This window comes from Methylobacterium sp. Leaf99 (genome assembly GCF_001422375.1).
GTDB lineage: Bacteria > Pseudomonadota > Alphaproteobacteria > Rhizobiales > Beijerinckiaceae > Methylobacterium.
Genome location: NZ_LMMU01000001.1, coordinates 75,318 through 93,313 on the forward strand (window position 1 = coordinate 75,318; position 17,996 = coordinate 93,313).

Genomic DNA, 17,996 nt, shown 5'->3' on the forward strand with positions numbered 1-17,996 from the left:
GACCATCTCCTGCTGCAACGCAAGATGAACGCGGCATGGAGCGCAGGCCCGCATGACGGTTTCCCCGGTCTGTCACCGGCGGTCGTCGCGCCGGCTCAGGAGAGCGCCCGAAACACCCCGAGGCCAATCAGCCCGACGAGGATGAGGTAGGCCGCGACGATGAAATTCAGCAGCCGGGGGATCAGCAGGATGAGCACCCCCGCCGCGAGGGCGACGAGGGGCTGCAGATGCGCGATGGTGATGGTCATGTCTCAGAATCCGTCCTTGGCTCAGAATCCGTCCTTGGCTCAGAATCCGTCCTTGGCTCAGACCCGATACTTGCCGTTGCGCTTCACCAGCACCTGGGTCCCGACCGGAACACGCTCGTAGAGGTCAACGATGTCCTCGTTCAGCATCCGCACGCAACCGGACGAGAGCTGCTCGCCGATGCTCCAGGGCTCGTTGGTGCCGTGGATGCGGAAGAGCGTGTCGCGGTTGCCCTGGTAGAGGTAGAGCGCTCGGGCACCGAGGGGATTGTCGAGACCGCCCTTGCGGGTGCGCGGCAGGTCCGGGTTGAGGGAGACCATGGTGGTGGTGGGGCTCCAATCCGGCCACACGCCCTTGCGGGCGATGCGAGCTTCGCCCTTCCACGAGAACCCCGCCTTGCCGACGCCGACGCCGTACTGCACCGCCGTGCCATCCTCCTGCACCAGGGCGATCTGCCGGTTGTCGATATCGACCACGATGGTCCCGGGCTTCTCGGGACCGGTGTAGCGCACGATCTGGCGGCGGTACTTCGGATCGAGGCGCGACTTGTCGACGATGGGCACGTCGAACGGCTTGTCCGGCATTGTCCCGGTGTACCAGGCCGCATCGTCATCGGCGGCGACGTTGACCGGCCCGCGCGCGTTGCAGGCGGCCAGGGGGGCGATGAGGAGCAGGCCGAGGATGAGGCGGCGGGTGGACATGGCGGGCTCCATGATGGGCGGCGTCGAATTCTGATGTCCTGACTAACCGCCCCGGGCCATGGAGGGTGTATCTTTCCAGCCGCAGGTACCGGGAAGCAGCAGGGACGCCGTCGCGAGCTTCAGGACAATCGCGCGGGTGGATCTGCCCTGTCGCGGTGGTTTCGCACCTTGCCCGAGGGCGACCACCGACCGTTAAGCGCGTTGATCCGGCGCCGATCCCGGCCATACCGTCCGGCTTGGACAACGAGGATAGCCCAATGGCCGCCACCCAAACTCTCCCGGTTTCGGATATCGAGGAGGTGATTCAGGAACTCGGCCCTGCGATCCATCTCGACCATTGCGTGATCCACGTCTCGGACTGGGCGCGTTCGACGGCCTTCTACCGTGACGTGCTCGGGGCCGAGATCCTGGCCCGTCCCGTCGGAGCCGCCTATCGCTTCGGCGGGGTGCAGCTCAATGTCCACGGCCCCGGCGTCGAAGCGATGCCGCTGGCGGACAGGCCGGTGATGCCGGGCAACAGCGACCTGTGCTTTCGCTGGTCCGGCCCCATCGAGGGGGCGATCGCGCACCTGGCCGCCCATGGCGTGCCGGTGGAACTCGGGCCGGTGGAGCGCAGCGGCGCGGCGGGCGCGGGCATCAGCGTGTATTTCCGGGATCCCGACGGCTCGCTGATGGAGTTCATCACCTACCCGGAAGCGTGATCAGCCCCGACTCTGGGCGAGCTGCTGGTTGGTCTGCTCCAGGCGAAGGGCGAGTTCTCGCATGACGGCGATCCCGATCTGGGGGAACTGCGCCAGCAGCTCGAGGAAGACGGTGCGGTCGATTCGCAGGGCGGTAATCGGGCTGAGCGCTGCCACCGTGGCCGAGCGCGGCTGATCGGCAAGAATTCCCATCTCGCCCAGCAAGGCATTGGCGCCGAGCAGTGCCAGACGAAACGGTCCCTGCGGCCCGTCGATGGAGACCTCGGCCTCGCCCTCCAGGATCAGGTAGGCGGCATCGGCCGCATCCCCGCGCGCGAACAGCCCCTGTCCGGCCTCGAAATGAACCCGCTCACTGGTGAAGGCGAGGAGCTTCAGACGCGACGGCTCGACGCCACGAAACAGCGGGACCTGACGTAAGGAGGAGACCTCGGTGTCGAGAGTCATCGGCGGCGCAACGTGCTGATCGGCATCGGAAGATCTTTCAGCGCTCTCCCCCTCGCGCGGGCGATCGATGGGCGCTTCCTATCCACGCGATTTGCGTGGGGATTGTCCAGCCCCGGCGCCGGTTCGGGGCGGGATGACGCCCCTGCGTGACTAGGGAACCGGCACCCGATCATTTCCGACGCCCACCTCTACAGCCACGCTTGTACGGCCACGCTTAGTTCGGGGCGATGGTGAAACCCGCTGAACTTGGCTGCCGATCTTGGCGGAGGAACAATCGATATTGGCAAAGGTTGTCCCGGTAGCGAGAGCAATGTTGAGGAGGCGCTGATGCCATCAGGAAATTCCACCTCGAAGCGGGGCTTTGCCTCAATGGATTTGGAACGGCAGCGCGAGATCGCGAGCAAGGGCGGGCGGAGCGTGCCGGCGGAGAAGCGTTCGTTCTCCCAGGACCGAGAACTCGCTTCGTCGGCCGGTCGTAAAGGCGGACAATCCACCGGTACCGGCCGTCCAGGCGACGACTAAGGCCCATACCCTTGGGGCTCCGCATGGAGCCCCATTTTTTCACGACAATCAAAACGAATAAAAGGGCTCCTTCCTGTTCTGAAGGAGCCCTTTTTCATACGAAGTGTATTGTAGAGATAAAACGAGCAGATACCTGTGATGCATCAAGAGATGCAGCGGCCAGGAAGCATGCGCCGAGCCTCGGGCCCGGCCAGGGAGCTGATTGCCCCTTCGCAACCTTCCCGCATCAAGCGTCGTACTTTGGGCTGATCCTTCTCACTCGCCGTCCGACCGCCCTGCTGCGCCATGGAGGGATTCGACCGCACGTCGGGACGCGTTACCGACGCGACATGGACCGGGCTTATGGCGAGGGAGGCAGCGCGTTGCCCGGGCAGGTCCTGCACTTTGGCCGATGAGACCGCGTGAGGGAGGGAGGGCGACCAAGAGTCGGCCGCCTGCTGCACGGTCGGCTGGATCAGGACGGTCAAGAGCGCCGCAGGTCCGCTGACACTGAGAAGGAAGCCTGACCGAAACATCGTCGTAATCTCCGAAAGGAGCTTGACAGGATATTGGTCAAACGCGGATCTGAGTTGTCGGTTCCTCCACTGTTCCGAATTGATCCGGAGCGAGTAGTTTGACTGTTAGGGATCATTCGCATTTGACGAAAATTAGAAGGGTTGCCCGTGGGGGACTGTGACGAAAAAGCCATCTCGCCCAGAAAAATTCACGGCCAAGGTTGCGCGTTTGGAACGGGATAGGCGCCCGATCGTTTCTTGGATACCCCGGCCGCCTGGTCCTCCCCCCGCATCCCCTTGTGCATAGGCCGGAACCTTTTCGACGGGCTGGAGAGTGATCTCCGGCCCGTTTTTTCGTGGGTGGGTCTCGGCCGATAGCGCACAAAAAAGCCCCGGTGCTGCCGGGGCTTCTCGTTCCGTTCGGGGTGCAGGCCGATCCGGTCCGCGGCCTCAGGCCGATTTGATCTCACGCCGACGGGCACTCTGCTGGAAGAACAGCGCCTGACTGATCACCGCCGAGACATTGGCGGGCTGGAACGGCTTCGCGATGAGGAAGGCCGGTTCCGGACGCTCGCCCGTGAGGAAGCGCTCCGGATAGGCGGTGATGAAGATCACCGGAACCTCGAACGTCTTCAGCAGGTCGTTCACCGCATCCAAGCCCGAGCTGCCGTCGGCGAGCTGAATATCGGCGAGGATGAGGCCCGGACGGGTGCCTTCGGATGCGATCTTGATCGCTTCCGTGCGGGTCCTCGCCACGCCGATGACGTTGTGGCCGAGCCCTTCGACCAACGCCTCGAGATCCATGGCGATCAGCGGCTCGTCCTCGATGATGAGGATTTCGGTGGCCATGTCGGCAGCCAGTTCACGGCCTGCCTCGTCGACGAGGTCGCGGACCTGGCTGACATCGACGTCGAGGATGATGGCCGCGTCTTCCTCGGAGAAACCTTCGAGGCACGAGAGGAGGAAGGCTTGGCGCGGCAGCGGCGTGATCTGGCCGAGCCTGACCTCGGCCGGCAGATCGTGCTGTACCTGATCGCTCTGGCCGTTCACCGAAAGGGAGTTCCAGATGCGCGTGAAGACGCGGAAGAGATCGGCTTTGACATTGGCGCTGCGGCCGAGCGTTTCCGGCTCGTTCACGAGGGTCTCGAGTGTGGCCGCGACGTAAGCGTCACCGGCGACCTGACTGCCCGTCAGCGCCCGTGCGTAGCGGCGCAGATACGGCAGGTGCTGCACCACGAGTTGGGCTGTCGACATACTATCCCCTTGGCTTTGCCGTGCTTGGCCGCTCCCGCCACAACGCGGTTTGACGGGCTCCGTTCCGCCGGGCGGGAACCGCCGGTGTGTTTCAGCGTTGCAGTCGCAGCCATGACCTATGTCAAGCCGCAAAACAATCGCGGTGGTGCCGGTACGCGGCATCAAGGGGAATCGACGCATGACCGAACACGACCAGGGCGGTCCCATATCCGGGGATCGTGCCGTGCGTGCCGAGCAGAACATCCGGGGGCAGGGTCTGAGCGATCACACCCAAAAACGGATCGGTGTTCATCTTCGAACGATGTACGATGCCGTTGTACAGCAGCCTGTTCCCGACAGGTTTCGTGATCTGATCGCCCGCCTCGAAGCCTTGCCGCCCGACGAAACCACACTGTGAGTTTCGTTTTTTCGTTCGATGGCTGTCCAAATCGGAGAGGGCCGCCGGCTGATGCCGGCGACCCTCTTCTTCGTTCAAGGGAGCGTCGTCGGCTCGCCTCTCCGTTCAAGGTTTCATCTAGAGGGTCGGCGAACGCCCGCGCATCAGGCCAATGACGGCGGAGATGGCGAACAGGACGATCGCGACGAAGAACACGAGCTTCGCGGCTTCCATCGCGGTCCCGGCGATTCCACCGAACCCGAGGAGGGCCGCCACGAGGGCGACGACGAGAAATGTTACGGCCCAACCGAGCATCTGACTCTACCCTTCCGAAAGATCTGGTGCAGCGTCGGCTGCGACCTCATTGCATCAATAACGTCAAGGTTTCGCCGCGGTTCCGGCACTTTTGCGCTCGATTCGCTGCGCCGTCAGGGAGGCGGCTGACGGGTTCCGCACCGATGTTCGCAGGCAGGTTTCCGTTCTCGATGGAGCCTCTTGAAAGCGGTGCGATCAGCGTGGCAGAGTTCCCACTCATTTGGTGGTTGGCAGCGACTGTGAAGGTGGGACGGCGTCCCGGTGCGGCTGAATGACATCCGGTCCTTCGCAGAGGGGAATCGCGTCGTTATCTTCGCTTTAACCGTTGCTGGAACCGGCGTGAGGCCGGCAGCGTTCGTCGTCCATCGCTGGTCAAGGAGTCCGTCATGCGGGAATCGTTCGTCGGCTCGATCGTGCGGCGCCTCGTGAAGATCGTGGCGTCGGCAGGAGATGCTGCATCCCGTGGTCTCGACGCCCTGGTCGAAGGTTCGGCGCCTGCGCCTCAACTCGTTCCCGTGCGGGTGCGTGCCAACCGCCGCAGATCCTGATCGGTGGATTTAGTAGACCGCGGTCGAACGGAGTCCAAAGACAAACCCCCCATTGATGAGCGTTTCCGGTCGCGATGGGTGTTCGGCTCCACCGGCCGGGTTGAAGACATATTGAATGTCCGGCTGCACGGTCCAGCCCGGAACGATTTGCATCTGATACGACAGTTCGATCGTCGCTTCGGCGGTCCGAATCGGATGGGATCGATCGAGGAGCGAGCGGTCACGGTCGAATGCCCGGGCGGTGTCGCTGATCCGCGCGTAGGTGAAACTCGCACCGAAGAGATCGTCCGGGCGTCCCGGCACCAGCCCGGCGACGACGACGCCGCCATCCGCCCACAGGTCGATGAGATTGCGGTCGGATGGGCTCCCCGACAGTCTGGCGTAGGCCGAAATTCCGCTCGAGGGCCCGCCCCCCTCGGGGCGATAGAGTTGCCGATCGGCGACCACGTAGAGACCGCCGGTGCCGCGCAGGCGTCGTGCGGTGCCGTCGCTGGACGGATCGGCGAGGCGTCGCCCGTCCGCGCTGAAGCGCAAGTGATCGAAGCGGCTGAAATGGCGGTACCCCCCGAACTTCAAGCTCGCTGCAAGGTCGCGTGAGTCCGGCTCCTGATTCCACCGCCGCTGGATCTCGGCCATCACCAGGGGTGGATCGCCGGTGCGAAAATTGATGCCGTGACGGTTGACCACGCGCTGGTCGCCGGGATCGCCGTTGAAGACGGCGACCAGGGCGGACAGATCGGCGTTCGGATCATAGCGCAGGCGCACCCCCGGGGTGGCGAGGGGATAGGCCGGGCCGCCGCTCGGCAGGTTGGCCCCGGTGATGGTCGGCCAATCGTTGCTGAGGAACGGCTTGCCCGTCTCCGAGGCGAAGAATTCGCCGTCGGCGGCGATTTGCCCGATCCTGACGGCGAAGCCCGAGGCCCAACGCCGTTCCAACCACAGCTCCGACAGCCGCGTGGTGGGATAGGCCTCGATGTTGCTGACGGTGATGAGTCGCTCGAAGCTCCGGTCGCGCAGACCGCCGGTGTCGTGGATCTGGAAGGCGTTGGCGAAGGCGGTGACGCCGTCGAGGCCGGCGAGCCTGCCGAGATCGACGGTCAGGATTCCCTCGAGCTTGCCGGCATAGATCGGGCCGCTGCGGACGCCGCCGGAGGGATTGCCCAGCACCTCGTTGGTGGAGAGGAACGTGAGGTTGATCCCGCGCGCGCCCAGGGCAGCCCGTACGCCGCCGGGATCGCCGAACTCTCCCAGTGATGACCGGATCGATACCGGGAAATCGCCCTGGGGTTCAGCGGCGGCCGACTGCGACGGGCGTTCGGGAACATCCCCTGGAGTCTGCGCACCCGCACTCGACAGGCCCCCGATCATCGCAAGAAGACCGCTCAAGACGCATCGGACTTTTGGTTTCGCAGACGACATGGAGCACCCGCTGAAAAAGTAAGCCATGGCTATAATCAAGGCACGTGTCGGCCCACCGGCGCCCGGCTGTTGGCCAGGTCCGTTCGGTTGCCTCGGGTCGAAGATCGGTGGCGGCGGCGCGCGGCCCGGTCAGGCAGAGCGCCGCCAGGTCAGGCGCCGGTCACCGTGTCGACGAGGAGTTTTACGTTGAGGGCGACGATGAGCCCCGCGATCGTCCAGGACAGGAGCTTGAGCCATCCGGGAATGACGAGGGCACCCATTTTTCCCCGGTCGGAGACGAACCGGACCAGGGGGATCACCGCGAAGGGCAATTGCATGGACAGCACCACCTGGCTCAGGACGAGGAGCCGGGCGGTGCCCTGTTCGCCGTAGAGCGCGGTCACCACCACGACGGGCACGATGGCGATGCCCCGGGTGATGAGGCGACGTGCCCAGTCGGGGATGCGCAGCCGCAGGAAGCCCTCCATCACGATCTGGCCCGCGAGCGTCGCCGTCACGGTGGAATTCAGGCCGGAGGCGAGGAGGGCGACGGCGAACAGGGTCGAGGCGATGCCGGCTCCCAGCAGCGGCGACAGCAGCTCGTAGGCTTGCTCGATCTCCTGCACGTCCGTGCGTCCGTTGGCGTGGAAGACCGAGGCGGCCAGGATCAGGATCGCGGCGTTGACGAACAGCGCCAGCATCAGCGCGATCGTCGAATCCGTGACGGCGAAGCGCACCGCCGCGCGCTTGCCCGCGTCGGTGCGCGGGTAGGCCCGGGTCTGGACGATGGAGGAGTGGAGGTAGAGGTTGTGCGGCATCACCGTGGCGCCGATGATGCCGATGGCGATGTAGAGGGCGGCCGGATTGGTCACGATCTCCGCCGTCGGCAGGAAGCCGCCGAGCACCGCCTGGAGCGGCGGGTGTGCGAGTGCGATCTGCACCCCGAAACAGACGAAGATCACCCCGAGCAGGGCGATGACGAAGGCTTCGAGGGCACGGAAACCCCGGCGCATCAGCAGCAGGATCAGGAAGACGTCGAGGGCCGTGATCGTCGCCCCGACGATGAGAGGGATGCCGAACAGGAGCTTGAGGGCGATGGCGGTGCCGATCACCTCGGCGAGATCGCAGGCGATGATCGCCGCCTCGCAGGCGACCCACAGGACAAAGCCCACCGGGCGCGAATAGTGATCGCGGCAGGCTTGGGCGAGGTCGCGGCCCGTGGAGATGCCGAGCCGCGCGGAAAGCGCCTGCAGGACGATCGCCATGAGGTTCGAGAGCAGGATGACCGACAGCAGAGTATAGCCGAACTGGGCGCCCCCGGCGATGTCGGTGGCCCAGTTGCCCGGGTCCATGTAGCCGACCGAGATCATGTAGCCCGGCCCGATGAAGCCGAGCAGCCGGCGCAGCCATGAGCCGGTCTGCAACACCGGCACGCTGCCGTTCAAGGCGCCGAGGCTCGGCTGCTCCTGCGTGTCGCGATGGAACCGCCAAGCGGGTTCGTGATGCCCCATCGTACCAGATATCCTCGTGCGCCGGCCGGCAGGGCAGCGCTTCCGCCTCGTCCCGTGCGATATAGCATCTGCTATATTGAAAATAAAAGGCTTAATTCGGTTGGCGTTGTCGGGGGCTTGGCGATGGCGTAGGGGCCGAAGCAACCCACGACTCGGCGGAGCCGGCATGAGCGAAACGCAAGACGATCCGGTCTTCGACACGGGCGCCCCGATCAGCGGCGTGACGCAACGGCTCTCATCCTTGATCCGGCGCCGCATCTGCCCCAACGCCAGCCCATTCACGGCCAGCGGGACCTGCACCTACATCGTCGGGATGGGTGACGTAGCGGTCATCGACCCAGGTCCGGAGGATGCCGATCATGTCTCTGCGCTGCTCGCCTCGATCCCGGGCGAGCGGGTGTCCGCCATCGTGGTGACCCACACCCATCGCGACCACTCGCCGGGCGCGCGCCTGCTCCAGGCCCGCACGGGAGCCCCCATCGTCGGCTGCGGCCCGCACCGGGCCGCCCGTGACCTCGCCGAAGGCGAATTCCCTCACCTCGACGCCAGTGCCGACCGCGTCCACGAACCGGATCGCGTCCTGCGCGAGGGCGATACGGTGACGGGCGACGGCTGGACCCTCGAGGCGGTGGAGACGCCGGGCCACACCATGAATCACCTCGCCTTCGCCCTGCCGCAGGAGGCGGCCCTGTTTTCCGGCGACCACGTCATGGCGTGGTCGACGAGCATCGTGGCACCGCCCGACGGCTCCATGCGCGCCTACATGGCCTCCCTCGACAAGCTGCGGGCGCGCAGCGAGACGGTGTATTGGCCAGGCCATGGCGGGCCGGTGCGCGACCCGCGCCGGTTCGTGCGGGGACTCGCCGCCCACCGCCGCCAGCGCGAGACCACGATCCGCGCCCGCATCGACGCCGGCGATCGCGATATCCGCGCCATCGTGGCGGCGATCTACCAGGGTTTGAATCCGGTGCTACACGGGGCCGCCGCCCTGTCGGTCTTCGCCCATCTGGAGGATCTGGTGGAGCGCGGCGTCGTCGTGACCGACGGACCGCCGCGCCTCGAGGGACGCTACGGACCCGCCTGATTCCCTACTTCACCGCGATGGCGAGGTTGGCGACTTCGTCGAGATAGGCACGGATGCGGTCGGCATTGCCACCGAGATCGTGGCCACCGAGGCGTGAGGCCGACCGCACGTCGATGCGCGCTCCATCCGCCCGCGGATGCACCCGCACGGTGACATCGTCCGCGAGGTTGAGGACGAGGCCGCGTGAGACCGCCTCGATCCGGCCGTTGCCGACTCGACCGCCCGGGCGGATCGCCTCGACGATCTGCCAGCGCCGGTTCAGCGCCGCCTTGCGCGCGAGTTCGAATGCGACGTCGGCGTCGAGGTCGACGGTCAGGGGAGCGATCTGCGGGTAAGCCGCGCGTTGGCTCGCCCGTGCCGCCGGGCCGGGTTCGGGCGGATAGCGTCCATCCCGGGCCGCGAAGGCCGCCCGCGAGCGCGAAAAGGCGGGGGGGTTGTCGATGTCGGTTGTGACATCCGTCAAAGCCGGAAGACGCACGGCCCGCAGGCCCGCGAAGGCCGGATAGGCCAGAATCAGGAGGGCCGTGAACAGGCCGGCCACGGCCGCGCCGAGGCCGCGCGCGCCCTCCCGCCACACCCGCACGAAAGCGAACGCTGCGAGCGCCACGGCCGCCGCCGCCAGGACGAGCCCGGCACCGAGGGTCACGAGGGCCGGGCCGGCCTCCGCGCGCGGATCGCGCACCAGGACCAGGGCGAACAGGGTAACGAGGAGGGCGAGGACCGCCACCGAGCGGGCGAGCGGGCCGGCGCGGGTGACGGGCTCCTCGAAGGGCAGACGACGCATGAGCCTACAAACGATCCCTGTCCGGCACGCGAGGTCGCTCAGGCCGGCGAGCGCGCGGTCGAGCTTTACCGGGCACGGGGACGGCACGCCACCCGGTACCCCCGCGCTTCCGCCGCCGGACGGTTCTGCTATAGCGGCCTCACCATGAGTGTCACCGCCCAAGACCGAGCCGAGGCCTTGCCGGACGCCGACGGCCCGGACCCGCTCCGGGTCTGGTTCCGATTCATCCGCCTCAACCGTCGCGTCACCGCCGCCATGGGTGCCGAACTGCGCGCGCTCGGGCTCTCGATCCCGCAATTCGATGCGCTCTCGACCTTGACCGAGCGCGAGGGCCTGACCCAGCAGGATTTGGCGGCGCGGCTCTATGTCACGAAGGGCAACGTTTCGGGACTCGTCGATCGCCTCGTCGAGGCCGGCTGGGTCGAGCGCCGCGCGATCCCCGGGGACCGGCGCTCGCATGCCCTCCATTTGACGCGGATCGGCGCGGATCTCGCCGCCCGCGGCATCGCGGCTCAGAAGGCCTACGTCGCCCGCACCCTCGGTCGCCTGCCGCCCGAGGACATCGCAGGGTTCGAGCGTCTTGTCCTGCGCTGGCGCGATGTCGCGCGGGAGGATTCAGCTGCGCGCCTGATCGATCCCTAAGCGTCGATCTCGGCCAGGAGCGCAGGCAGGTCGTGGATCGAGCCGATGACGTGATCGGCGTGTGCCGCCATGGCCTCGCGGGCGACCTCCCCCGCGGGGCCGCTGAGGACCGCGATGGCGACGGCCCCCGCCGCCCGCGCCGCGCTGGTATCGGCGAGGGTGTCACCCACCAGGGCGACGCGGGACGGTGCGACGCCGAGATGCGCGGCGAAGGCCAGCACCATCTCGGGCTTGGCGCCGTGGCCGGAATCGTAGCCGGCGATGAACCCGAGATGTTGGGTCAAGCCCAGCACCTCCGCCTGGGCCCGCGCCGAGGCTTCCGCATCGTTGGTGGCGATGCCGAGAGCATAGCCCGCTCCGACCAGTTGCGCGGCGAGGTCCGCCGGTGCGCCGATGGGAAGGAGCGAGCGCAGGGCCGCCTCGCGAAACAGCCCGTCCATCTCGGCGTAGAGGTCCGGCCCCGCAGGCCGGTCGAGTACCTGGGCCCAAAGTGGTCCGTAGATGGACGAGGCGCCGGCCAGGAGCGGCGAAGTCGCGAGGAAGCGCCGCTCGTCCTCGACGTAGTGGCTCACCCGCATCAGGGCCTCGAAGCGTGCGCGGTCGCCACCCGCGAGCGTCGCCATGACGGCATGGGCGGCGGGCCCCCAGGTCCGGTCGAAGTCGATGAGCGTCCCGTCCTTGTCGAACAGGATGCCGCGCAGCCGAGTCCCCTCACGCCGCATGGGAGATCTTCTCGACCTCGATGACGGGGCCGGCGGGTGTCATGCGCTCGCGCGCCACCATCCGGTCGCCGGGCTCGAAGACACCGAGGTTCACGTCGCGGTCGGGGAGCACCACGGTGGTCACCTTGTTGAGGTGGACGAGGACGTGGCGCTTCTGGGGCAGGGAGGACGCGGCCCAGCGCTTGAGCTGGCCGTAGTACGGCTCGCGCCGCCAGGCGTTGGGCTGGCCGGGATCGACCTGCACGTTCATGTGCCGTGACACGGGGTCGAGACTGAGCACCATCTTGGCGCGGTCCGGTTTCCATTCCGGGCCGAGCCACGCCTCCGTCATCCACAGGCAGTGGAAGGCCCGGCAATGGTCGGGCCGGGTGGCGTGGATGGCGCAGCCCCGGCCCTGCTTGGTGTGCCGGCACCATTGCCCGGCGACGCTCTCGACGGCGGGCACGTCATAGACCTTGCAGCACAGGGTGCAGGGACCGCAGGCACGGCCGGGAGCCGGCGTCGCGATGACGCTCGCGGGATCAAGGGTGGCGGGGACGAGCATGAGGGGGAGCGTCCGGTGCGACGGTGAACGGGTTTGTGCCCGGGCATCGGGCCGTTAGTGTGGCTGCCCTGCGAGGGCCTGCCCGGCCCATCTCAACGAACGGATACCCGATGCTCTCGAACCTGGCGGCCCGCGACGTCGAGACCCTGATCCACCCCTACACCAACCTTGCGACGTTCCGCGAGACCGGGGGGCTCGTACTCGAGCGCGGCCACGGTGTCTGGGTCTACGACAGCGACGGTCGGCCCTACCTGGAGGGCATGGCCGGCCTGTGGTGCACGGCGCTCGGCTATTCCAACGAGGAGCTGGTGGACGCGGCCAAGGAGCAGATGTCGCGCCTGCCGTTCACCCACTTGTTCTCGGGCCGCAGCCACGACCCGGCCATCGAGCTCGCCGAAACCCTCAAGGAGCTGATGCCTGTCCCGACCTCGAAGATCTTCTTCACCTCGTCGGGCTCGGAAGCGAACGACACCCAGGTCAAGCTGACCTGGTACCTGAACAACGCCCTCGGCCGGCCGAAGAAAAAGAAGATCATCTCCCATGTGAAGGGCTACCACGGCGTCACGGTGGCCACCGCCTCCATGACCGGGCTGCCGGCCAACCACGCCGACTGGGATCTGCCCCTGCCGGGCTTCCTCCATACGGGCTGCCCGCACCATTACCGGTATGGCGAGACGGGCGAGACCGAGGAGGCGTTCTCCACGCGTCTGGCCCATGAACTCGAAGCCCTGATCCAGCGCGAGGGCCCGGACACCGTCGCGGCCTTCGTCGCCGAGCCGGTGCTGGGCGCCGGTGGGGCCATCGTGCCGCCGGTCGGCTACTACGCCAAGATCCAGGCGGTGCTCGACCGCCACGACGTGCGCTTCATCGCCGACGAGGTGATCTGCGGTTTCGGGCGCCTGGGCACCTGGTTCGGCTCCGAGGCCATGGGAATGCGGCCCGACAGTGTATCCTTCGCCAAGGCGGTGACATCGGGCTACATGCCGCTCGGCGGCATCTCCATCGACGAGCCGCTGTATCGCCACATGGTCTCGCAGAGCGCCAAGCTCGGCACCTTCGGCCACGGCACCACCTATTCCGGGCATCCCGTCGCCTGCGCGGTGGCCCTCAAGACCATCGCCATCTACCGCCGCGACGGCATCATCGAAGGCGTCGCCCGCAAGGCCCCTCACTTCCAGGCTCGCCTGTCCGCGCTCGCCGACCACCCCATCGTCGGCGAGGCGCGGGGCTTGGGCCTCATCGGCGGCCTTGAGATCGTCGCCGACAAGGCGAGCAAGCGCCAGTACGACCCCAGGGCCGGTGTTGCGGCCCGCTGCGTCGCCTTCGCGCAGGCCGAGGGATTGATCGTCCGGTTCCTCGCTGGAGACCGCGTGGCCGTGTGCCCGCCCCTCGTCATCGCACCCGACGAGATCGATACCCTGTTCGACCGCCTCATCCGGGCGCTCGACCGAACCCAGGCCTGGATCGCCTCGGAAGGCCTCGAAGCCCTTCCCGCGGCTCGTGGCTGACCGGCCACACGCCACCCGCATTCAAGCAAAGGCCGCATTGCGATAGCAGTTATTGCAATGCCGCAACGTCGATCATCGAGATGTTGGCTCGCGCGTCCGTGATGAGAAACAAGGCTGCCGCCATTTGAGGCACCCGCGTAGTCTTAATCCTCCATTCATATTGCGACCACCTTTATGGTTGCTGTGATGCTCGATGCGCGTCCGGGTCGAACCGAAAGGTGCCCGTGCCGCGTGGGTCGGCCGATCGGGTCAGGACAACCCGCCGGCCTTCGAGAGAGCCTTAAGCAGGACACCCGTTTCATGTACGCCCCCGATCAGAACCAGAGCGCCGCCCCTGCCCTGGACCGTCGCTCCACCGCGTCCGGCCGTTTGACCGAGGGCTTCCGGCCCGTGGCCCTGCCGGCGCTCGCCGCCGCGGTTCTCGTTTCGGCGGTGGCGGGCAAGGCGGTGGCCGCCCGGGCGAAGGCCGCGCGGATCGCGGCGCGCTTCGAGCACGAGGACGCACCGCTGGTCTGATCCCCACCGAGTCCTCGCGGGACGTCCCTCGGCGGGTGGTGCCGGGCATCGGCCGAACCGCGTCGTCAATTCGTCACCATTGGCGGCGAGGGAGACGGGATCGACCTGCGACCCGAGGGCTGGCACCGATGTTGATCCTGCCAAGCCGGCGGCAAGTTCTGGGCGGCATCGGTGCAGGCGCCGCGCTCGGTCTGTCCACGGGTGCCTACGCGCTGTTCGAGCCGCGCTACCGCTTGGTCGTGACGCGCTATGCGCCGGTGCTGCCACGCTGGACGCCGGGCCTGCGCCTGCGTGTCGCCGTCCTAGCGGATTTCCACGTCGGGGAGCCATTCATGCCCCTCGACCGCATTGCCGAGATCGTCGATGCCACCAATGCCCTGGCGCCCGATCTCACCCTGATGCTCGGCGATTATCCGGCCGGGCCGAGCGTCACCTTCCGCAAGGTGCCGCTCCTGGAATTCGCGCGGGTTGTCGAGGGCCTGCGTGCGCCCCTCGGCGTCCATGCCATCTTGGGCAACCACGATTGGTGGGACGACGCGGAGGCACAGGCGGGGCTCAGTGACGTCACCGAGGCGCAACGCGTACTTGAGGCCCGCGGCATTCCGGTGATGGAGAATACGGTGCTCCGCCTCGAGAAGGACGGTCACCCGTTCTGGATCGCCGGCCTCGGGGACCAGGAACCGTTCGTGAAGGTCGGCAACTACGAGGGCCGCGACGACCTGTCCGGCACCCTGGCGCGGATCACAGATTCCGCGCCCGTGCTCCTCATGGTGCACGAGCCCGATATCTTCCTCGACGTGCCAGACCGGGTGTCCCTGACGCTCGCCGGCCATACCCATGGCGGGCAGATCCGCCTGTTCGGCTACTCGCCGGTGATCCCGTCGCAACGGGGCAACGACTTCGCCTACGGCCACGTGGTCCTGAAGAACCGCCACATGATCGTGTCGGGCGGATTCGGCGTCAGCCGGGTACCGGTGCGCCTCGGCGTACCCCCGGAGATCGTGCTGCTCGAACTCGGGCATCCGGCCGCATCGGTCGATCTCGTGCCCGGCCGCACCGTCCCGGATGACGGACGCCGGCCCGGTTGAGGCGCGAGGGTCCCGAACCTTATTTCTTGGCGTTCTTCACCGCTGCGCTGACCATGTCCTTCGTTGAGGCCGCCGCCGCGATGGTCTTGACCACAGGCTTCTTCGGCTTCTTGGCTTCGCGACTGCCGCGTTTGTTTTCGGTCGCCATGGGTGTCTCCTCGTTCCGTCGAGGACCGATCATCGCACGACTTTCCGGAATGGCGGCATGGAAAGTGACGGGTCCCCTGCGGCGCGCGAATACGAATGTCGTCGAATCGAGGGGAAGTCGCGGCTAGGTCATTCGCGCCCGCGGCCAATTTGACCCCGATCTCGGTCTATGTTGCATTCCTGCTCGATTTGATTCGTCGTTCGCGAAGCCTGTCGAGTGCCGATCCTCATCCTCGCCGCGACCGTGCTGACCGGCGTCGTGTTCTGGGTCCTGCGAGCGCATGGCACGGTCACACGGCTTCGTGAAGTCGACCGGGATACCAAAGGTCTGCAACGGCGCGCCCGCGCGGCCTTCGACGATTTTTTCGGATCAGCCCTCCAACGGGTCAGCGACGTGCGGTTGGCCGCCGTGATCCTGCTGATCCAGATCGTGCGCACCGGCAGTCCGATCACCGCCGCCGAGAAGACCCGCATCCTCGAACTGATGGAGACACCCCTGGAGATCGAGAGGATCTCCCAGACGTTCGAGCGGGCCTGGGCCTACACCCGGCCGCGCTACCCTTTCTCGCAAATCGCCGATCCGCTCGTGCCGCTGCTGAAGGCACGCCTGACGGAGGCCGAGCGCCTTCAGTTCGTCGAGATGGTGCGGTCGGTCGCCTCGGCTCACTCGGCGCCGAGCGAGTTGCAGCGCGAGGCGCTGGTGCGTCTCAAACGACGCCTCGTCGCCGACAAGCCGGTTCTCGCGGCGAGCCAAACCGGCGATCACGGATAGCTCAGCGTGGATCGCAGCCATGCCGGCCCGAAGATTCCGGGTCGGCATGCTACCGGTTGCATCTCCGGTTCAAAGCGGGATGTTATCGTGCTTCTTCCAGGGCTGCTCCATCTCCTTGGTGCGCAGCATGCCGAGCGCCCGGGCGATGCGCTTGCGGGTGGAGTGGGGCATGATCACCTCGTCGATGTAGCCGCGCTCGGCGGCCACGAACGGCGACAGGAAGCGATCCTCGTACTCAGCCGTCCGCGCCGCGATCTTGTCGCTGTCGCCGATCTCACTCCGAAAAATGATCTCCACCGCGCCCTTCGCGCCCATCACGGCGATCTGGGCCGTGGGCCAGGCGTAGTTGAGGTCGGCACCGACATGCTTCGAGGCCATCACGTCGTAGGCGCCGCCGAAGGCTTTCCGCGTGATGATGGTCACGAGTGGGACCGTCGCCTGGCTGTAGGCGAACAGCAGCTTGGCGCCGTGCTTGATCAGGCCGCCGTATTCCTGCGCGGTGCCCGGCAGGAAGCCCGGAACGTCGACGAAGGTCACGATCGGGATCGAGAACGCGTCGCAGAAGCGCACGAAGCGGGCCGCCTTGCGGGAGGCATCCGAATCGAGCACGCCGGCCAGCACCATGGGCTGGTTGGCGACGAAGCCGACGGTGCGGCCCTCGATGCGGCCGAACCCCGTCATGATGTTGCGGGCGTAGGTCGCCTGGATCTCGAAGAAATCGCCCTCGTCGGCCACCCGCCGGATCAGCTCGCCCATGTCGTAGGGCTTGTTCGGATTGTCGGGGATGAGCGTGTCGAGGCTCATGTCGAGGCGCAGGGGATCGTCGAAGCTCTCGAGTTCGGGCACGCCGTCGATGTTGTTGGCGGGCAGGAAGTCGACGAGGCGGCGGATCTGCAGGAGCGCCTCGACGTCGTTCTCGAACGAGCCGTCGGCGATGGAGGACTTCGTGGTGTGGACCTTGGCCCCACCCAGTTCCTCGGCGGTCACGACCTCGTTGGTGACGGTCTTCACCACGTCGGGGCCGGTGACGAACATGTAGCTCGTATCGCGGACCATGAAGATGAAATCGGTCATGGCCGGCGAGTAGACGTCGCCGCCCGCGCACGGTCCCATGATCACCGAGATCTGCGGGATGACGCCGGAGGCTGCGACGTTGCGGCGAAAGACTTCGCCGTAGCCGCCGAGCGCCGCGACACCTTCCTGGATGCGGGCGCCGCCGGCATCGAAGATGCCGATGATCGGGGCGCGCATCTTCAGCGCCATGTCCTGGACCTTGACGATCTTGGCCGCGTGCGTCTCCGAGAGCGAGCCGCCGAACACGGTGAAATCCTTCGAGAACAGGAACACCGTCCGGCCGTTGATGGTGCCCCAGCCGGTGACGACGCCGTCGCCGGGGATCTTCTGCTTCTCCATCCCGAAATCGGTCGAGCGGTGCTGCACGAACATGTCGAATTCCTCGAACGACCCATGGTCGAGGAGGAGCTCGATGCGCTCGCGCGCGGTCAGCTTGCCGCGCTTGTGCTGGGCCACGACGCGGTTCTCACCGCCGCCGAGGCGGGCCTGGGCGCGCCGCTCCTCGAGCCGTTCGAGAATGTCCTTCATGCGGGGAACGCCTTGCCTTGGAGAGATGACGGGACCCGCGCCGACGAAATCGTGACGGCCACGGTTTGAAGCGCCCT

At 66.8% G+C, this 17,996-nt stretch carries 22 protein-coding genes; 10 read left to right on the forward strand and 12 right to left on the reverse strand.

The window, feature by feature from the left end; genetic code table 11:
* Positions 1 to 95 precede the first annotated feature (95 nt).
* Both ASF28_RS21275 and ASF28_RS00395 read right to left on the reverse strand, forming a co-directional pair.
* On the reverse strand, positions 96 to 248 hold the full coding sequence (locus ASF28_RS21275; protein ID WP_082475923.1) for a DUF3096 domain-containing protein: 153 nt from the start codon (positions 246 to 248) through the stop codon (positions 96 to 98).
* A gap of 57 nt (positions 249 to 305) precedes the next feature.
* Positions 306 to 947, reverse strand: coding sequence for a L,D-transpeptidase (locus tag ASF28_RS00395; protein WP_187272946.1), 642 nt, complete (start codon positions 945 to 947; stop codon positions 306 to 308).
* A gap of 257 nt (positions 948 to 1,204) precedes the next feature.
* Here ASF28_RS00395 and ASF28_RS00400 point away from each other — a divergent pair, with 257 nt between their 5' ends.
* A complete protein-coding gene (locus ASF28_RS00400) occupies positions 1,205 to 1,648 on the forward strand; it encodes a VOC family protein (RefSeq protein ID WP_056086139.1) in 444 nt (147 codons plus the stop codon).
* Here ASF28_RS00400 and ASF28_RS00405 read toward each other — a convergent pair whose 3' ends face one another.
* Entirely contained in the window at positions 1,649 to 2,092 is a 444-nt protein-coding gene (locus ASF28_RS00405) for a cyclic nucleotide-binding domain-containing protein (protein WP_056086141.1), read from the reverse strand.
* A 327-nt stretch (positions 2,093 to 2,419) separates the two neighbouring features.
* On the opposite strand from ASF28_RS00405, the gene ASF28_RS21280 reads away from it, so the two are divergent.
* Positions 2,420 to 2,614 (forward strand): general stress protein, encoded by a 195-nt coding sequence (locus ASF28_RS21280; protein WP_082475924.1) that lies wholly within the window; start codon positions 2,420 to 2,422, stop codon positions 2,612 to 2,614.
* 944 nt (positions 2,615 to 3,558) lie between these two features.
* On the opposite strand, the gene ASF28_RS00410 is transcribed toward ASF28_RS21280, so the two are convergent.
* A complete protein-coding gene (locus ASF28_RS00410) occupies positions 3,559 to 4,362 on the reverse strand; it encodes a response regulator (protein ID WP_056086145.1) in 804 nt (267 codons plus the stop codon).
* Between the two features lie 301 nt (positions 4,363 to 4,663).
* Between ASF28_RS00410 and ASF28_RS23645 the strand changes: the two genes are divergently transcribed.
* Entirely contained in the window at positions 4,664 to 4,759 is a 96-nt protein-coding gene (locus ASF28_RS23645; protein ID WP_338011687.1) for a NepR family anti-sigma factor, read from the forward strand.
* 117 nt (positions 4,760 to 4,876) lie between these two features.
* On the opposite strand, the gene ASF28_RS21295 is transcribed toward ASF28_RS23645, so the two are convergent.
* Positions 4,877 to 5,053, reverse strand: coding sequence for a DUF1328 domain-containing protein (locus tag ASF28_RS21295; protein ID WP_003599466.1), 177 nt, complete (start codon positions 5,051 to 5,053; stop codon positions 4,877 to 4,879).
* 386 nt (positions 5,054 to 5,439) lie between these two features.
* Between ASF28_RS21295 and ASF28_RS22125 the strand changes: the two genes are divergently transcribed.
* Positions 5,440 to 5,601 (forward strand): hypothetical protein, encoded by a 162-nt coding sequence (locus tag ASF28_RS22125; RefSeq protein ID WP_157085254.1) that lies wholly within the window; start codon positions 5,440 to 5,442, stop codon positions 5,599 to 5,601.
* Between the two features lie 9 nt (positions 5,602 to 5,610).
* On the opposite strand, the gene ASF28_RS00415 is transcribed toward ASF28_RS22125, so the two are convergent.
* Together ASF28_RS00415 and ASF28_RS00420 are read right to left on the reverse strand one after the other, a co-directional pair.
* Entirely contained in the window at positions 5,611 to 6,987 is a 1,377-nt protein-coding gene (locus tag ASF28_RS00415) for a carbohydrate porin (RefSeq protein ID WP_244474853.1), read from the reverse strand.
* A 182-nt stretch (positions 6,988 to 7,169) separates the two neighbouring features.
* Positions 7,170 to 8,510, reverse strand: coding sequence for an Nramp family divalent metal transporter (locus tag ASF28_RS00420; protein ID WP_056086148.1), 1,341 nt, complete (start codon positions 8,508 to 8,510; stop codon positions 7,170 to 7,172).
* Positions 8,511 to 8,676: 166 nt separating this feature from the next.
* Between ASF28_RS00420 and ASF28_RS00425 the strand changes: the two genes are divergently transcribed.
* Positions 8,677 to 9,594: an MBL fold metallo-hydrolase gene (locus ASF28_RS00425; protein ID WP_056086151.1), complete on the forward strand. Its 918-nt coding sequence runs from the start codon at positions 8,677 to 8,679 to the stop codon at positions 9,592 to 9,594.
* Positions 9,595 to 9,598: 4 nt separating this feature from the next.
* Here the strand turns inward: ASF28_RS00425 and ASF28_RS00430 are convergent, their stop codons facing one another.
* Positions 9,599 to 10,378, reverse strand: coding sequence for a DUF1499 domain-containing protein (locus ASF28_RS00430; protein WP_056086154.1), 780 nt, complete (start codon positions 10,376 to 10,378; stop codon positions 9,599 to 9,601).
* A gap of 255 nt (positions 10,379 to 10,633) precedes the next feature.
* Between ASF28_RS00430 and ASF28_RS00435 the strand changes: the two genes are divergently transcribed.
* Positions 10,634 to 11,020 carry a MarR family winged helix-turn-helix transcriptional regulator gene (locus tag ASF28_RS00435; RefSeq protein ID WP_443189721.1) on the forward strand — a complete coding sequence of 129 codons (387 nt, stop codon included), beginning with the start codon at positions 10,634 to 10,636 and terminating at the stop codon, positions 11,018 to 11,020.
* Here the strand turns inward: ASF28_RS00435 and ASF28_RS00440 are convergent.
* A complete protein-coding gene (locus tag ASF28_RS00440; RefSeq protein ID WP_056086160.1) occupies positions 11,017 to 11,742 on the reverse strand; it encodes an HAD family hydrolase in 726 nt (241 codons plus the stop codon). The genes ASF28_RS00435 and ASF28_RS00440 overlap by 4 nt on opposite strands.
* Positions 11,732 to 12,286, reverse strand: coding sequence for a hypothetical protein (locus ASF28_RS00445; protein ID WP_056086164.1), 555 nt, complete (start codon positions 12,284 to 12,286; stop codon positions 11,732 to 11,734). The genes ASF28_RS00440 and ASF28_RS00445 overlap by 11 nt, the downstream gene beginning before the upstream one ends.
* Positions 12,287 to 12,396: 110 nt before the next feature.
* On the opposite strand from ASF28_RS00445, the gene ASF28_RS00450 reads away from it, so the two are divergent.
* The 3 genes from ASF28_RS00450 (at position 12,397) to ASF28_RS00460 (ending at position 15,398) form a co-directional block, all read left to right on the forward strand.
* Positions 12,397 to 13,794 (forward strand): aminotransferase, encoded by a 1,398-nt coding sequence (locus ASF28_RS00450; RefSeq protein WP_056086167.1) that lies wholly within the window; start codon positions 12,397 to 12,399, stop codon positions 13,792 to 13,794.
* 300 nt (positions 13,795 to 14,094) lie between these two features.
* Positions 14,095 to 14,310, forward strand: coding sequence for a hypothetical protein (locus ASF28_RS00455; RefSeq protein ID WP_056086170.1), 216 nt, complete (start codon positions 14,095 to 14,097; stop codon positions 14,308 to 14,310).
* Positions 14,311 to 14,438: 128 nt separating this feature from the next.
* Entirely contained in the window at positions 14,439 to 15,398 is a 960-nt protein-coding gene (locus tag ASF28_RS00460) for a metallophosphoesterase (RefSeq protein WP_056086173.1), read from the forward strand.
* A gap of 19 nt (positions 15,399 to 15,417) precedes the next feature.
* On the opposite strand, the gene ASF28_RS23515 is transcribed toward ASF28_RS00460, so the two are convergent.
* Positions 15,418 to 15,546 carry a hypothetical protein gene (locus tag ASF28_RS23515; RefSeq protein ID WP_274533103.1) on the reverse strand — a complete coding sequence of 43 codons (129 nt, stop codon included), beginning with the start codon at positions 15,544 to 15,546 and terminating at the stop codon, positions 15,418 to 15,420.
* A 216-nt stretch (positions 15,547 to 15,762) separates the two neighbouring features.
* Between ASF28_RS23515 and ASF28_RS00465 the strand changes: the two genes are divergently transcribed.
* Positions 15,763 to 16,317 carry a hypothetical protein gene (locus ASF28_RS00465; RefSeq protein WP_056086176.1) on the forward strand — a complete coding sequence of 185 codons (555 nt, stop codon included), beginning with the start codon at positions 15,763 to 15,765 and terminating at the stop codon, positions 16,315 to 16,317.
* 69 nt (positions 16,318 to 16,386) lie between these two features.
* On the opposite strand, the gene ASF28_RS00470 is transcribed toward ASF28_RS00465, so the two are convergent.
* On the reverse strand, positions 16,387 to 17,919 hold the full coding sequence (locus tag ASF28_RS00470; protein WP_056086179.1) for an acyl-CoA carboxylase subunit beta: 1,533 nt from the start codon (positions 17,917 to 17,919) through the stop codon (positions 16,387 to 16,389).
* Between the last annotated feature and the right edge of the window lie 77 nt (positions 17,920 to 17,996).